The organism is Paenibacillus sp. FSL K6-1318 (assembly GCF_037976905.1).
In the GTDB taxonomy this organism is placed as follows: Bacteria; Bacillota; Bacilli; order Paenibacillales; family Paenibacillaceae; genus Paenibacillus; species Paenibacillus amylolyticus_A.
In genome coordinates this window covers 1,238,553-1,254,169 of sequence record NZ_CP150270.1, presented here as the reverse complement: position 1 = coordinate 1,254,169, position 15,617 = coordinate 1,238,553, and the positions used below count along the sequence as shown (strand labels likewise).

Annotated in this window: 13 protein-coding genes; 5 read left to right on the top strand and 8 right to left on the bottom strand. The window is 48.3% G+C overall.

All coding sequences use genetic code 11. From position 1 onward, the window contains the following. Window positions 1-274 precede the first annotated feature (274 nt). The 6 genes from nikR to NYE45_RS05385 form a co-directional block, all read right to left on the bottom strand. The gene (nikR, locus tag NYE45_RS05410) at window positions 275-787 is read right to left on the bottom strand and encodes a nickel-responsive transcriptional regulator NikR (RefSeq protein ID WP_340015929.1); all 513 of its coding nucleotides are present in this window, start codon (window positions 785-787) and stop codon (window positions 275-277) included. Between the two features lie 52 nt (window positions 788-839). Beyond that, window positions 840-1,874: an alpha/beta hydrolase gene (locus tag NYE45_RS05405; protein ID WP_340015928.1), complete on the bottom strand. Its 1,035-nt coding sequence runs from the start codon at window positions 1,872-1,874 to the stop codon at window positions 840-842. 71 nt (window positions 1,875-1,945) lie between these two features. Then, a complete protein-coding gene (locus tag NYE45_RS05400; RefSeq protein WP_340015927.1) occupies window positions 1,946-2,881 on the bottom strand; it encodes a hypothetical protein in 936 nt (311 codons plus the stop codon). Window positions 2,882-3,340: 459 nt separating this feature from the next. After that, window positions 3,341-5,368 (bottom strand): hypothetical protein, encoded by a 2,028-nt coding sequence (locus NYE45_RS05395; RefSeq protein WP_340015926.1) that lies wholly within the window; start codon window positions 5,366-5,368, stop codon window positions 3,341-3,343. Beyond that, window positions 5,343-6,245, bottom strand: coding sequence for an ABC transporter ATP-binding protein (locus NYE45_RS05390; protein ID WP_340015925.1), 903 nt, complete (start codon window positions 6,243-6,245; stop codon window positions 5,343-5,345). The genes NYE45_RS05395 and NYE45_RS05390 overlap by 26 nt, the downstream gene beginning before the upstream one ends. Next, on the bottom strand, window positions 6,238-6,627 hold the full coding sequence (locus NYE45_RS05385; protein WP_036606399.1) for a GntR family transcriptional regulator: 390 nt from the start codon (window positions 6,625-6,627) through the stop codon (window positions 6,238-6,240). Before NYE45_RS05385 ends, NYE45_RS05390 begins: the two co-directional genes overlap by 8 nt. Before the next feature lie 816 nt (window positions 6,628-7,443). Between NYE45_RS05385 and NYE45_RS05380 the strand changes: the two genes are divergently transcribed. Both NYE45_RS05380 and NYE45_RS05375 read left to right on the top strand, forming a co-directional pair. After that, a complete protein-coding gene (locus NYE45_RS05380; RefSeq protein WP_340015924.1) occupies window positions 7,444-8,349 on the top strand; it encodes a futalosine hydrolase in 906 nt (301 codons plus the stop codon). Beyond that, a complete protein-coding gene (locus NYE45_RS05375) occupies window positions 8,346-9,188 on the top strand; it encodes a 1,4-dihydroxy-6-naphthoate synthase (protein ID WP_076331838.1) in 843 nt (280 codons plus the stop codon). The genes NYE45_RS05380 and NYE45_RS05375 overlap by 4 nt, the downstream gene beginning before the upstream one ends. A gap of 408 nt (window positions 9,189-9,596) precedes the next feature. On the opposite strand, the gene NYE45_RS05370 is transcribed toward NYE45_RS05375, so the two are convergent. Next, complete coding sequence (locus tag NYE45_RS05370) at window positions 9,597-10,220, bottom strand: pyroglutamyl-peptidase I (protein WP_340015923.1); 624 nt, start codon at window positions 10,218-10,220, stop codon at window positions 9,597-9,599. Between the two features lie 21 nt (window positions 10,221-10,241). Continuing rightward, window positions 10,242-11,243, bottom strand: coding sequence for a Gfo/Idh/MocA family oxidoreductase (locus tag NYE45_RS05365; protein ID WP_340015922.1), 1,002 nt, complete (start codon window positions 11,241-11,243; stop codon window positions 10,242-10,244). Window positions 11,244-11,637: 394 nt separating this feature from the next. On the opposite strand from NYE45_RS05365, the gene NYE45_RS05360 reads away from it, so the two are divergent. The 3 genes from NYE45_RS05360 (at window position 11,638) to NYE45_RS05350 (ending at window position 15,560) form a co-directional block, all read left to right on the top strand. Continuing rightward, complete coding sequence (locus tag NYE45_RS05360) at window positions 11,638-13,368, top strand: AraC family transcriptional regulator (protein ID WP_340015921.1); 1,731 nt, start codon at window positions 11,638-11,640, stop codon at window positions 13,366-13,368. A 201-nt stretch (window positions 13,369-13,569) separates the two neighbouring features. Then, a complete protein-coding gene (locus NYE45_RS05355; protein ID WP_340017312.1) occupies window positions 13,570-14,541 on the top strand; it encodes an iron ABC transporter permease in 972 nt (323 codons plus the stop codon). Window positions 14,542-14,543: 2 nt separating this feature from the next. Further along, window positions 14,544-15,560: an iron ABC transporter permease gene (locus NYE45_RS05350; protein ID WP_340015920.1), complete on the top strand. Its 1,017-nt coding sequence runs from the start codon at window positions 14,544-14,546 to the stop codon at window positions 15,558-15,560. Window positions 15,561-15,617: the final 57 nt, after the last annotated feature.

Here is a 15,617-nt window from a genome sequence, read left to right as displayed (position 1 = left end):
CTCTATTTTTGTGCTACTCTGATTCATTTCGTGTTACTTTTTACGGAAATTGTAGCACAAAACACAAAACATATGTCAATAAAGTTAACTTCAAAATCCAAATATTTTCATATTACCGAACTCATAATTATAAATTTATATAATCGAGCATGTAGACCGCTCTATAAAGTCAGGTATTATAACAAACGACAAAAAAACAGACGGTTGGCATCTAACCAATGGTCTGTTTTTTAGATTTGCTATATTTTCATGGAAATTACACTCGCAATTCGTCTTAATCCGCAGAGCGATGATGATGACTGTGACCATTCAGGCTTTGATTCGGATTGTGATCCTGACCTCTGCTCTGAGCATGAGCCAGTTTGTTGAGTTCATCTACATAAGTCACGGAGAGCTCCGCATACAATACCCCTTTTTGCACCTGGATCTGTTGATGCAGATGACGCAATCGTCCCAGGTTACCCCGTACGGCAATTACCTCCAGGCATTGGTCATGGTTCAGATGCACGTGCATATTGGAAATGATGTCATGATGCGCCTCGTGCTGCAGCTCCATCAAGCGAATCGGAAGATCACTGATATGATGATCGTAGACCATTACAATGGTGCCTGCCACATCCTGCTCGGATTGCAGTGCAGAGGGTTGCAATAATGTTTTACGAACAAGATCACGGAAAGCCTCAGATCGGTTTTTGTACCCCTGTTCCTCAATATACTGATCAAACTGTTCAATCAAAGGTGTCGGAAACGCCACCCCGAACCGGGTCAAATCTTCTTTGTCTGCCATGCTTCTCCTCCTGCGCCCTCATTTGCTTCGAGTGTACCACAGACTTGTCTGCTCATCGACTATACTGTTGCAAAAAGTCTACTGCTGAATGCATCGCCTGTTGTCCAGCTTCAGTCTCCAGATCAAATTGATAATCATGTCCCAGCTTCTCGGATGAGTTCGAGAAAAATAAGGTTTCCGCATCAACATCAAGTCGCTTCAAGACTTGTGCCAGTTCAATCGATTGACTGGTCAATGGGTCATCATTGCCTGAGGTAATAAATGCAGGCGGGTAATCTGGTGTGGCCTGTAGAACGGTCGACATTTCATCCAGTCGTGGGTACTCTTCAAATGTTTTGACTCCGGTATATGACCAGAGAAATGTCCGTATGAGCGGGAATCCCGTTTCCGCTACCGTGCTCAGATTGTAAGGTCCACAGAATAGAAGCACCCCGCGTAACTCTTCCGGCTGGGTGGTTGGCTTTATATTCATCAGTTTGGCGAGGGATGGATTGGTCACCACGGCCGCGGTCTGACTTGCAATCTGGGCACCTGCCGAATTGCCTGCGAGAAATATGTTTTTCGGGTCACCCTGAAACTCACTGGCATGGTTCTTCACGTAAGTCAAAGCCTGATTCGTTTGGACGACGGGAATGGGATATTTGGTATCCGGTGCGAGCGCATAATTCATACTGACGACAACATAACCCTGTTTGGCTAATTGTACGGCATAATCTGTGATGTCCGCTTTGTCCCCCAAGACCCATCCACCACCATGAACCCACAGCACGACAGGCAAAGGTTCCGATGTTACGGAAGGATAATAGATATCCAGTGTACTGTCATTACGACCTTCCTCTGCATAGGGCACATCTGCAACACGAGTTATCCCTTCGGAGATAACAGCTTCGTTACTGTTCTTGTCTGCACTGGTAAGTTCAAAGCCTGATTTCAGTAAAAATATCGTGATTTTCGGTGTTAGTTGAGCACCGATCCCAACAAAACCTGTAATCAAGACTAGTACTAGAATGGGAATCCAGTACTTTTTACGTTTAAAACCTGTTCTCTCCGCCCATTTCGTTTCCAACTTGGACTGCAACAGCTTCACCTCGTTCCCTCATCATTGAAGCGTCTTTACATCTAAAGTGGTGTACGTTGCGGAGTGATCCGGGTTTCCTCTTATTTGGGTCTCTTAGCGATTTCCTGTCTGACTTTCACGTATGTAGAGGATACTTTTTGCTCCAGTGTGTGGATATTTTGTTTCGAGCCTGCCCACTTCTCCGCTGCAGAAGCCAATGCGTTCAATGAGCTGAGTACACGTGACGTTTGACCTTGCTTTGTACTCTGTTTGAACTGTTGCAGGGCATTTGAATAGCGTTCTTTCGCCAGGCTCGCCTGTTTTTTCGCGGTTTGAATCTGTTTCTTCACCGGATCGGCCCCCGCCAGAATAGCGCGCAAACGTTTTACTTCCGTGGTCTTCCGTTTACGTGCTTCGGCAAGCTCCTTTTTCTTGATCCGAATGTCTTCTCTGGCAAGCTGTACAACGGGTCTTAATGTGTCGGCCTGCGTACGGATCGCTGCACTCCATTCCTTATTTTTAATGGCTTTGGCTGCATCCAGCTGTCTATTGACTGAACTATACAGCGTGAAGAGCGGTTCATAACGGGCTTGGGTTTGCTTTACCTTTTCAGCTAAAGCTGCGATCTTCGCGTCGTCAGTTTGTCTTATTTCTACACGCAATCGTTCCAATTCCACGGTATTGGCGGCATGAAGTGTCTTTGTCTTTTGTTCCCAAGTCTGCTCTTGAGCCTTCCAGTTCCCTACTTTCTCATACGTTTGTTGTAGGGTTAGTTTGGTCTGTGCATCGGCTTTGTTCAGAACGGTATCCCATGCTTTTTGCGCTGTTACACCAAGATCTATGCCCGCTGCCTCCGCTGTTGAAGCAAAATAAATCGTGCCTGCGCTGAACAAAATCACAAGCCCTATAAGTAGGCGTGGTCCAAATAAAAGATGAGCGAATGATCGCAAATAAGATCGTTGGACTTTACTTTGACGTGCTACGTGACTACCGCTATATCCTGTCAAAACATGAGAAAAACTTAAACTTGTCTCCATTGGAGCTGTACCTTCTAAAGCTAAATCTTCGATATGCTGTCGATCCTTCTTTCCTTCCACCAAGCCAGGATGATCTAAGAAGTCAGTTTCCCTTGATCCTTCTAATAGGGAACAACATGCCATTACCTCCTGTTCATTTATCGTTTCCTTCCACGCTTCTGTATGCATTCTTCCCTACACCCTTTCTTCTAAAATATTTAGCAGAATCGCTAACAAAATAAGCGAACGACAAAAAAAAAGCACCCGCAGGTCAGGCATTTGCCTGCTCTTACGGGTGCTTCCCTCATAAGCCGTTCCATATGAGATTCGATTGAACGAGTCGCTCGAACCTTTCCTTTTTCTAATATATTCCATTCATTGTGTCTGGTCAAGTCGTGCTAGTTTGACTGGTCTAATATCAACCCGTCAATCAACGGGAGAACCCTTCCCGCTTATAGTTAACAGCTGTTACAACTCAGCTTATTGATTGACCAAAATAGCTTTCATTTCCTCGGTCAGGTCCTCTTCTTTTAGCATCATGTAGATGTTCTCGCCACGAGTTACATTCAACTTGATCTGATAGACGGTATCTTTCTCTGTTAGATAACCAGACCGTTGACGTTTGAGCAAATCGCTAATGATTTCTTTGTTTTGGGTTGCGACCTGCTTCTTGATGCTTAGACTCCCATCGATATATTCTGGCTGCGGAGTAGCCCACTGAAGCGAACCTGGACTGTTAATCTCCTGCTTCGCAAACTGAGCAGAGACAATCTCATCTGCCTGGACAAGCAACTGATCGTATAATTTGTTCTCCTTCAGCCAAGCCAATACCCGATCATAGCCAGGTTTGATCTCAAAATTCCACATCTCTTTTGGTTGAAATGGATCTTTTGAAGACGAGTCCTGATTCATCTCCGCGTAAGCAAACGACTGCCACGAAGAGCGCTGTTCTTCATAGGTCTGATCCAAAATGTCCTGTTTCAGGAGTTCCTTGAATTCACGGACTTGCTCCGGATTGCTAATATACACCTTTCGGTATGAACTAATGGCAGAGCGAATGCCAAAACTTAATGCATCCTCTTCCAGCTTATACGTTTCAAATGCGACTCTTTTGTAATCCTGGGACTGTTTCAGAGCCATTAATTCCTGATGGAATTCGGCTTCTGGAATATAGTATTTACGTTTCATCACCTTGCCGTTATCCAGCTTGTAGTTAATAAATACATACTCATCATTACGCATACCTGGATTGATTGGGTCATTCAATATAGGAAGATCGGAATCCACAATTTTTTGATGAAGAGCGATAACTGCCCCCATGTATTCCGGATCATTAGAATAGAGGTGAGCATCGTCCTTTTTCTGAGTGACACCGTTACTGTAGGTATAACTCTCCCCACCAAGCTTGATGCTGTTCACCTTGTTCAGTTCAGGCACTCGCGCAGCGTATCCATTCCAGCCGGCAATAGGTACGTACAATACCAAGCCAGCGACAATACCATACAAAATCAGCTTGGGCAACAGTCTGCTGCTCCAGATCAGCCATGTTTTGCGAATAATCATCTCGGCAACGATATAACCTACAATTCCACCAAGAATATATCCGAATATTCCCCATCCAGCTGATCCTCTTGGAGCAATAATCGTGAAGTAAGCTCCGCCAATCAGAACTAACGTAAACATTAAACCAAATCGGAATATAGGTTTCACAAGAGTAAACGTAACTGCTTGCGTAGCAGATTCAACCTGTCTTCTCGCATAGAGCACATAAGTCAGAGGAATAAACAGGATTGCGAATATCGAATAGATTATAAGTTCTCCAGTAGTGATAGGAGCATAACTGATTGAAGCCATGCGAAGAACAAGTGACATTTCTTCCGCATTACGTCCCAATTCATCGTACGGATATCCAAGCAAATAATGCTGGAGATGAAGTGACATAATGAACCATACAACAACAGGTAACAAGAGGAGCGCGTATACCGTAAGCCCCTGCAACACAGATTGCCCGATGCACATGCCAACCGCCACAGTAAGCATGAACATAAATAGCGAGTATATGCTCATGCTGAAGCCCCACATCCAGATCGTACTGCCATCGAACAGAAAAGCAGGTTGATCCAGTACTGCCCATACCCAGCCGGTAATTGCAGTTGTAATCCAGATCGGAAGCAAAATCATGGCATATCCGGTCAACAAGTTAACCGTTAATAGATGTTTACGACGTAACGGCAAACTATGGAACAGATCAGACGGTGCACCGGACTGAATATACCGAAACAGAAAGATGCCAGCCGCTACGGGCAATGTAATGGCGAACAGAATCTGCACTTCACCATTAGCTTGAAACAGACTTGTAATCTGCTGTGGCGCGTCCCTATATTCGGTAGCGATATATAACGGTAACGAGAACAACAATGTGATCAGGTAGAGGATGCCTATCCATCCATGCTGTCTGAAATTTTGGATCAGGATGCCCCGGTTACAGAACAATCGGTTGAATATCATACCCTGCGTCCTCCATTTCGTAAATAAAGATTTCTTCGAGCGTCAAAGGCAGTACATCCAGCAGATACGGATCATGTATACGGAATTGATCCGTTACCTGTTCTCGGTTGCCTTTGACAATGTATAGGGATACGCTTCCCCGTTTCTCTTCATGTAAAATATCAATCTGCGTATCCATCGCTTTGGCATGGTCCGGGTGGCGGAAAGCGACCTGGATTTTATGCGTATCGGCCTTCAGATCATCAAGATCCTTCTCTACAATAATTCGGCCTTTGTGCATAATCGCCACATGGTCGCACAGATCTTCGATTTCACGTAAATTGTGAGACGAGATGACAATGGTTACTTGACGCTCAGCTGCTTCCTGGAACAGCAGGTTTTTGATCTGCTGGCGCATGACCGGGTCGAGGCCGTCAATCGGCTCATCCATCAGCAGCACTTCAGGCATACAACTAAGTCCCAGCCATACGGCTGCCTGACGGCGCATGCCTTTGGACATACGATGCAGCTTGCGTTTTACATCCAGTTTGAATACGGTGGCCAGTTGCTTGAACCGCTCTTCATTCCAGCGTGGATAGACAGAACGATAAAATGCAGCCATTTGCGTAATTGAAGATTGCGGGAAAAAGTAGGGCGAATCGGCCATAAAAATCGTGCGGCCCTTGAGATCCATATTTTCACAAATTTCAGTATCCTCGATACGAACAGTCCCGCTGTCCTGACGGTATATGCCAGCCATCATTTTGAGCAGCGAAGTCTTGCCTGCCCCATTGGAACCGAGCAAACCATAGATCGATCCCTTATGTATGTGCATCGTTACGCCGTCCACTGCCTTTTCCTGTTCAAACGCTTTGACGACTTGATTCAGCTCAATCATGAGGCTCCTCCTTCTCTATACGGGCCATCGCTTCCTCAAACAAAAGCGTCATATCCGCCTTGGTCAAACCGGAATACGAAGCTTCTGCAATCAATTTCACCAGAGACTCTCTGATCTCATCTCTCATGGCTTCATTCGGATGTTCCACTGACGATGATACGAAGCTTCCTTTTCCCTGCAAAGAATAAATGTAACCTTCACGTTCAAGCTCGCGGTACGCTTTCTGAATCGTATTCGGATTCACAGTCAGCTGCGTGGATAAGGCACGAACGGAAGGAAGCTGCTCGTCGGGCTTTAGAATACCGTATACGATCATTTCTTTGACTTTGTCCACCAGTTGCTCATAGATCGCCTTACGGCTGCGTACATCTAATTCGAACATCCCGCACCTCCTTTCTGTAAATGTGTGAAATAACCTATCGGTTTATATGACTATATCTTAGGTGTATCAACTGTACTACTATTATTAATACAGTTAAATCGGATTGTCAACCGTTGACTTTGACTTCTTGTTTTATTCGGAGTACGTTAAGAAAGATAGAACATATGGTACATTTGACATATATCACTTTTGGGGGTAGGTTAATTCCCGCTTATGATGTGGCTACTTGAAGTGATGCGGCTACCCGAAACCTTTGCTTTACCACTTTTGTCAGAATTACATGTAAAGGTTGTTCAGGTCTTTCCCCTTCCGTTATGATGGAGATGAAGTGTTCGACAATCACTGTATGCACAAATGAGCTACTATGTAGGGATCGGGTGTAGAGTCGGTCAGTTATTCGTTTGGCTTGTTGGTGAAAATCCGATGGCCGATATATGATTAGCGTTGATTGGGTCGGGACAGTCTTCAGCCTTATTAATTGTTAAATCTGTTTGTTCGGAGTGCAAGCTCTTACTGTCCTCACTGAGCATACATATTGCATATTTGTCTTTCAAAGGGTGGACACGGACATGAGAAAGCACTTAGGAATTTATATTCTACATATAGATCATTTTTTAATTTTATTTCTGAAATCATCTATATGTAGTGTTTCATTTTTCCGGATGGATATAGTATCTTTTTAGAAAAAGTGTCCACTCTTTGAAAGACAAAATTAAGATAAATGTCCTTTTGTAGTGGACAAATATATGCCCGAATTCAACTTATATAAATTGAGCTATACATGTCTCTTCTAATACCTCACAAGGAGAATCCGAGATGAATGAACATAAACAGGATGAAAAACAGAACAATAAACTGAACACATCACAAGAAACCAGTGGGCAACAAGGGAAATTAACCGGGGAAACGACCACTTCAGATATAAGTCTGGTCCAAACAAATTCATCACAGCGTGTGTTAATTGTAACCGCGGTTGATGCGGAGAAAGATGCGGTCCTTCGCGGTTTGGGAGACACGGCCGCGGAACGATTTGACGTCATCGCTGCTGGCGTTGGCCCAGCCTCGGCCGCAGCGGGAACAGCCGCTACATTGGCATATGCCGTAGCGGCTGCAAGCACAAGTGCGTTGGCGCAGGTTTCCACCGCGCCAGGCACACCCGATGTGGCACAAACATCTGCCACATCTTCAAGGCCGGGGCCCCTTGCCGGAGCCGGAAGTTCACCAGCCTACATGCTGGTGATCAGTGCCGGCATCGGCGGCGGGTTCCCCGGCCGGGCAGACGTCGGCTCCCTCGTGGTAGCCGACGCCATGGTTGCTGCCGATCTGGGCTCGCAGACGCCAGACGGCTTCCTTAGTGTGGACGAGCTCGGATTCGGCTCGTCCATTGTGGCGGCGGACGCTGAGCTTGCCGCTCGCTTGCGCCATGACCTGCAGCGGGCCGGGCTCGCTGTCAGCGGAGGCACTGCGGTCACCGTGTCCACGGCGACCGGAACAGCGGAGACGGCCGCGGAGCTATTGCGCCGCGTGCCGGATGCCGCCGCCGAAGGCATGGAAGGCTTCGGCGTGGCAACAGCTGCCCAGCAGTTCGGCGTGCCAGCACTCGAACTGCGGGCCATATCCAACGCGGTCGGTCCACGCGACCGCGACGCTTGGCGCATCAAGGATGCCCTCGATGCGCTTCAGGCTGCAAGTTCCATTTTACGGGAGGTTATTACATCATGAAAATTGCATTTTCCCCTTGTCCAAATGATACATTTATCTTTCACGCGTGGGTGCATGGGTTGATCCCGGGCGCACCTGAGCTGGATGTCCGTTATGCTGATATTGATATTACCAATGGTTTGGCGGCAAATCCCGATGGACCCGATACACCTGAAGTGATGAAAATATCTTATGCAGCACTGCCATACGTGCTATCTGACTATGCTCTGCTTCCTGCTGGAGGCGCACTCGGCAGAGGATGCGGTCCGCTGGTTCTGACCGCAAATGGCACGACCGATCCTGGCTATCTGTCTGGACGACGAGTTGCTGTACCAAGCGAGCGCTCGACAGCATATCTGTTGTTCCGTCTGTGGGCAGCTCAAAATGTTCCTGGCGGCGTAGGTGAAATTGTCGTCATGCCATTTGACCAGATTATGCCTGCTGTTCGTGACGGCAAAATCGATGCCGGACTTGTCATCCATGAAGCACGCTTCACGTACCAGAACTATGACCTCAAACTGATGACGGATCTCGGTAACTGGTGGGAAAGCGATACGGGTCTTCCAATTCCTCTTGGAGCAATCATTGCACGTCGCAACATGGATGCTCACGCCCTCGCTGGATGGGCACGCGCCTCCGTTGAATATGCATGGGCGCACCCGGATGAGTCAAGAGCATACGTTATGGAACACGCCCAAGAAATGGACCCTGACGTAGCTGCACAGCATATCGGCCTTTACGTTAACGAGTTCAGCGCCAATCTGGGCGATGATGGTTACGGTGCAATCACTGCATTGCTTGGCCGTGCCATGAAAGAAGGACTCGTTCCCGAGTTCGACCTTGATCTGTTGCGAATCTAATATTTATTGTTTTTTCAACTATATCTGTACGCTCTAAATCTAACGAACTTAGCTAGCCAGGGTGATGGTGGTTTCCTAGGGTCTTGTTTTTATAAGGGCTTTGGTAGCATCAAGATACTTGCTGCAAACGAGTGGCCTCACTAACGATTTCGGGCTAAACATGATACACGACATAGAAAGAGCTGTCCCCTAACGTCAGACTTATGACGATGGGACAGCTCTTTTTTTTTATTTTATATTCAACTTCATATTTATACTCATATCTATCACCCTACTCAACCCAAGATTGAAGCAGAAAGAAACCCATGCAACTCCACGCTCTCCACGTCATCTTGAACCCTACTGTTCTCCGTCATCCAACCCACTGCTCTCCCTTTCACAACTGTAGTCTACGCATCCAACCATCGCCTACGATTCAGCTACAACCGTGCGGATCATAATTCGCAGCGCATCCAGCATCATGGGAATAGGCAGCGAAGGAACGGAAGGCTGCAACACCGCCATCTCTGTTGAGGCTGGAAAGTGTACAAATCCGGCACGGATCGGGAGCTGTCCTATTCGAATGTGATCCAGCACCCGGTACATCGTGTTGTTGCATATATACGTGCCTGCTGTATTGGATACCGAAGCCGGAATGCCTGCTGCCGACATGTCATTCACCATGGCACGTATGGGCAAGGTGGAGAACAAACCGTCCGGGCTGCCGTCTACAATCGGCTCGTCCACCGGACGTTGCCCCTGGTTATCCGCGTAGGAGCCAGGAGGAATATCTTTGACATTCACGGCGATCCGCTCCGGTGTAATGGACGTTCTGCCCTTGGCCAACCCACAGGCGATGACCACATCTGACCGATAGGCTTCCATCTCTGCGATCAGCAGGTCTGCACATTCATTGAAGTGCACGGGCAACAGAACTGTTTTTAGCTCAGCACCCTCCATCACTTCGTTCGCAAGAGCTTCCATTAACGCTCCCGTTGGATTCACCGCATCCCCGCCAAAAGGTTCAAACCCGGATATCAGAGTCTTCACCATCACACGCCAACTCCTGTCTGTTTACTCCGATTTGTAACGCAATCCCCACTGGCCCCGAATCGTATCCATCAGCTTCATGATTTCCAGAGATTCGTCCAGTTTAATGGTATTGCTCTCCGTGCGACCTTCCAGAATACAGCGTCCCGCTTCTTCTGCCTCAAAAGCATAACCAATGCATGTTCGATCATCCGTGAACTTCTCGGGCTCGTCCTGACCATTCACATGCAGATAAGCTTCTTTTCCCGCCAGGAATAACGGTAGACGAATCTTGCCTTCCGTACCGTAGATAACCGCTTCATTACTGAGGTTCAGACGAATGGCAGCACTCAGTGATGCAGAACGCCCCTCGGAATAGGACAATAATACGGAAAACTGCTCGTCCACACCCGTCTCACCGATATTAGCCGTACTCCATACATGCTGGGGCTGTTCGCCAAAGATCATCGAAGCAAAAGAAATCGGGTACACTCCTGCATCCAGCAATGCGCCCCCACCCAGATCCGGATTAAGCAGCCTTCCTTCCGGCTCCCAGCCGACACGAAATCCAAAGTCTGCCTGGACCAAACGAACTTCACCAATCCGTCCTTCTGCAATCCATGCTCTGGCTTGTTCAATGGGTGGCAAGAAACGTGTCCACATGCCCTCCATCAGGAAAAGCTTGCGCTCCCGTGCAGTCTCCACCAGCTGCTCCAACTGACGCGCATTCATGGTGAACGGCTTTTCACAGAGAACCGCCTTGCCTGCCTGCAGACAAGCCATTACATTCTCCTTATGTAAAGGATGAGGTGTTGCCACATAGATAATATCTACCTCAGGGTCTTGCAACATTTCATCATACGAGCCGTAAGCGCGTGCAAAACCATATTCAGCTGCAAACTTCTCCGCGCTTCCCGCTGTCCGTGAACCTACCGCTGCTTTCTCAGCGTTCCCGGCATGTTCCAAATCCTTTGCAAACTGGGATGCAATCCACCCCGTGCCCATAATGCCCCAACGTACTTTATCCCGTCCCACTACTTCTGTCATATTAAAGCCTCCCTACTGCAAATTGAGTTGAAAAGGTTCATGATTCAGATCAGGCCAACATGTTATCCCCTTTATTTTACCAAAAAGAAACGCTTACGTCAGAAAACGTTTTCGAATATGTTCTCTCATCAGGCTTCACCAGTTTATTAGCGACTCGAACGTATCTGTACACATTTCAATTCTTCAACAGATTTGCTAAGATTATCAGCAGACTTGGGCCAAGAGGTCTTGTCCCTTAGCATGCTTGTAACTAGAGACAATCTGCTTAAACCATCGATAACATCTGATAAAGGGATTATATACCCTCTGCTAATTATAAATATTTGACCATACTGTACGTTCCAGATTCAATTATTACCTAAACTTTTCATAAGAGAGGAGGTCGCATAGCACCATGACTACCATCCCTGGTACCGCCCACAGCGGCATGAATCCACACATATTGCATCAGCAGACAAGTCCCAATTCAGAAACGGAATCTACTACTCGGACGGAACTGGATGCATTCCTAAATGATATCTTGATCGAACTTCGTCAGACAGATCATGTTACAACACGTGGGAAATGGCGCTGGCAGGCAAACGATCTAGCGCATCATACCTTCATATATATGCACAAATTCACAGGCCAACTGATCATGAACGGGACCGAATCCCACGTGGTTCGCAAATCAGCTTGTTTGTGCATACCAGGCACTGCGATTGAACTGATTGGTGATGAAGACCAGGAGTTTGAATTGTACATCATTCACTTCGATCTGTTTCGGGCTACGGAGAAAACAGAATCTAGACGAATCTACGAACGAGAACTCGGTTCACCTGTCACTGGCTGGATTCAAGGGCCCTTTTATGGCATACAACGGATTGTCGCACAGCTTACACAACTGACCACCGATGGTTCGCACTCCAGCTTGAAAACACAACTCCTCCTCACGGACCTGCTACACATGCTCTGGCCTCAAGAAGACCCAACAGACATCGTGGCAGGACAAGATGAACCCGAGCACTGGCTCCGGTCAACCCTGCAATATATGCGGGAAAACTACATGCACGAGATCAAGCTGGAGACGCTGGCAGAATTGGCAGGCATGCACCCGTCTTATTACTCACAGCTGTTCAAGAGCCGCATGCAGAAGAATCCGATTGAATACATCACCCATCTGCGCATGAACCGGGCCAAAGAATTGCTGCTCACTTCCGACCTGCGTATCCGTGATGTGGCTCGCGAAGTGGGATACCGTGACGAATTCTATTTCAGCCGACGTTTTCGAAACCATGCCGGTTATGCGCCAACTTCCTATGCAAAGCAGGTGCACCGGAACATCGTGTCGCTCTCCTATCCTTACACGGACCACCTGATGACACTTGGTATCACGCCATGTGCAGCTCAGATCCAGGGCCACCTGCCTCATATGCCCAAATCACTCACGCTGCCCTTCCACGCCTATGAACCTTGGGAACAAGGTCGTCAGGCCTTCCTTGATGTGAATCCCGAATTGGTTCTGACCAAGGAGAACGCAGCTGTGAAAGCCATGGAGCATATTGGCGATGTCGCTCCTATTATCACCATTCCCTGGAACCAGACAGACGTATTCGGTCATCTGCAGAAGATTGCATCCATTGTGGATCGCACCCAGGCAGCGAAAGATTGGCTGGATCGACATGAACGCAAGGCAGAGCGAGCACGCAAAAAAATCAAGGAATTCGTCGGGGACATTACGGTTGCCGTTGGCACGTTGACCCCTAAAGGACCACGGATGTACAGTCACCGTAACTTCGGACATGTCTTTTACCGTAGCCTGCAGTTGGCCGCTCCTCAGCGGATTCAGACCGAACTGGCTGGCAAATCACCCGGCGTTGGATTCAACTGGCTGCCTTTCACACCAGGAGAATGGGATGGATTGGAGGCAGATGTGCTGGTACTGGCGATTAACTCCATGCATGAAAAGGTAACACTGTTGAAAGAGATGGCTTCGAATCCACTGTGGAACAGCCATCCTGCGGTAAAAAACGGACGGGTTCATTTTATCGATTGGAACTCATGGGTCGTATATGCTCCATATTCCATTAACATCCAGCTGGATGAAGCGCTCTCTATGTTGACGAACAAACCTTCACTTTTGTAATCTAAAAAATGTCCATTCCCGAAATCTTAATTTATGCCATGTACGGGCCTGAATTAAGATTTTATAATGATCACTAATTGATAATGATAATCAATAACAATGAAATGCGTTGTTGGTAACAAAGGAGTGACCCGTATTCAACATCCGGGACTGCCACATCGTCCGTCCAATTCACGAAAATCTGCAGTGACGGTTGGGCTGATGTTTTTGTCTGCCATAGCCGTACTGCTGCTAAGTATGTTTGTCGCAATCTCGTTAGGTGCCAAAGGACTCACACTGGAAACGGTATGGACTGCCATTTTCCAGTACAATCCGGCTCTGACGCCACACCAGATTATTCATGAGCTGCGGCTGCCTCGCGTCCTTGCTGCCGTTATGATCGGCGCTGCCTTTGCGGTTGCAGGAGCTTTAATGCAGGGCATTACGCGTAATCCGCTGGCAGACACCGGCATTCTGGGCATCAATGCAGGAGCTACTTTTGTCGTGGCACTGAGCTTTGCCTTTTGGCCCGGACTGCCATACGGCTGGATCATGTTTCTATCATTCGTGGGGGCTGTTCTGGGCACACTGCTTATCTTCCTGCTCGGAATGGCAGCGCCTGGTGGGCTGAGTTCCATCAGACTGACTGTTGCCGGGGCCGTTGTTGCCGCCATGTTAAGCTCACTCAGCACAGGCGTAGCCATTTATTTTGACTTGAGTCAGGATCTGGCCTTCTGGTATGCGGGTGGGTTTGGCGGGATTGAATGGCGGCATCTGAAGTTAATTCTTCCCGTGCTGCTCGTGACGCTGGTGCTGATCATGCCACTCGCACGGCGTGTATCCCTTATATCACTCGGTGAAGAAGTGGCGATTAATCTCGGGATCAACCTGCGTTGGACGAGGTTTCTCGCCCTGGCTGCGGTTGTAGTATTGGCTGGCGTGTCCGTGTCGGCAGTAGGCTCGATCGGATTTGTAGGACTCGTCATCCCTCATATCTCCCGCAAACTGGTTGGTGTGGATTATCGGCTCATTATACCAATGTCCTCCCTGCTGGGAGCGGTACTGCTAGTGCTCGCCGATCTGGGCTCACGTATCGTGAACCCACCCGAGGAGCTCGCGGTGGGCATTATGGTCGCCTTTGTCGGTGTACCGTTCTTCCTCTATCTGGCCCGTAAAGAAAGGAGGGCCTTGTAGCGATGAATTCCAATGCACCTTCACGAGGTAAACGTTCGATAATTGTCAGCGTCACGCTGCTCTGCGTCGCCATTGCCGTTATTGTGATCAGCCTGAACACGGGAACCATTCGTCTGTCCCCAGTAGCTGTGTTGCAGACTTTGCTTGGCAATGGTAGTCCGGATGATCAGATCGTATTGTTCGATTACCGACTGCCTCGCATTCTGGTGACTGTACTGGCCGGAGCGGGACTTGGTATTGCTGGAGCGGCGCTGCAAGGGATCACTCGCAATCCACTGGCGGACCCGGGCATTCTGGGATTGCATGCCGGGGCAGCGTTTGGACTAATGGTGTTTGTTAGTCTCTCCTTTACGCTGGATAGCTCTGTGGCCTTGCTGATTCCGCTATTTGCTTTTGCAGGCAGTGTGGCCGCCGCCCTGATCATCATGCTGCTATCTTATGATCGGCACAACGGCGTATCGCCCATTAAGCTGATTCTGGTTGGAATCGCGGTCGCGGCCGGGTTCCATGCGTTGACACTCTATCTGTCCCTGCGTCTGGATGAAGACACGTATTCCTTTGCCGCTCGCTGGCTGGCAGGAAGCGTCTGGGGCCGGGATTGGATTCATGTGCAAGCGTTGCTTCCTTGGGTGGTGCTATGTATCTCGTATATTTGGAGTCGATCCAAAACGCTCGATGCCTTCAATCTTGGCGATGCTGCTGCAACCAGTATCGGGACGCCTGTCCGATCCCAGCGTGTTATTTTGCTGCTCTGTGCCGTGGCTTTGTCTGCCGTTAGTGTATCGATGGCTGGTGGGATCGGCTTTATCGGTCTGGCAGCGCCACATCTGGCGCGCAGGCTTGTTGGTCCGATGCATCGGCATCTGATCCCTGCTGCCGGGCTCATCGGGATGGTTATTCTGGTGACCGCCGATACCATCGGGCGAACGATCTTTCAGCCTAACGCCATTCCCGCAGGTGTGGTGGTTGCTGCGATTGGTGCACCTTACTTTTTGTACCTGTTAGTACGAAGCAAGTGATCTTTTTTTCAAAAAACAATAAAGACATCCAAGAGATGTTCAAGGAGAATGTGACTA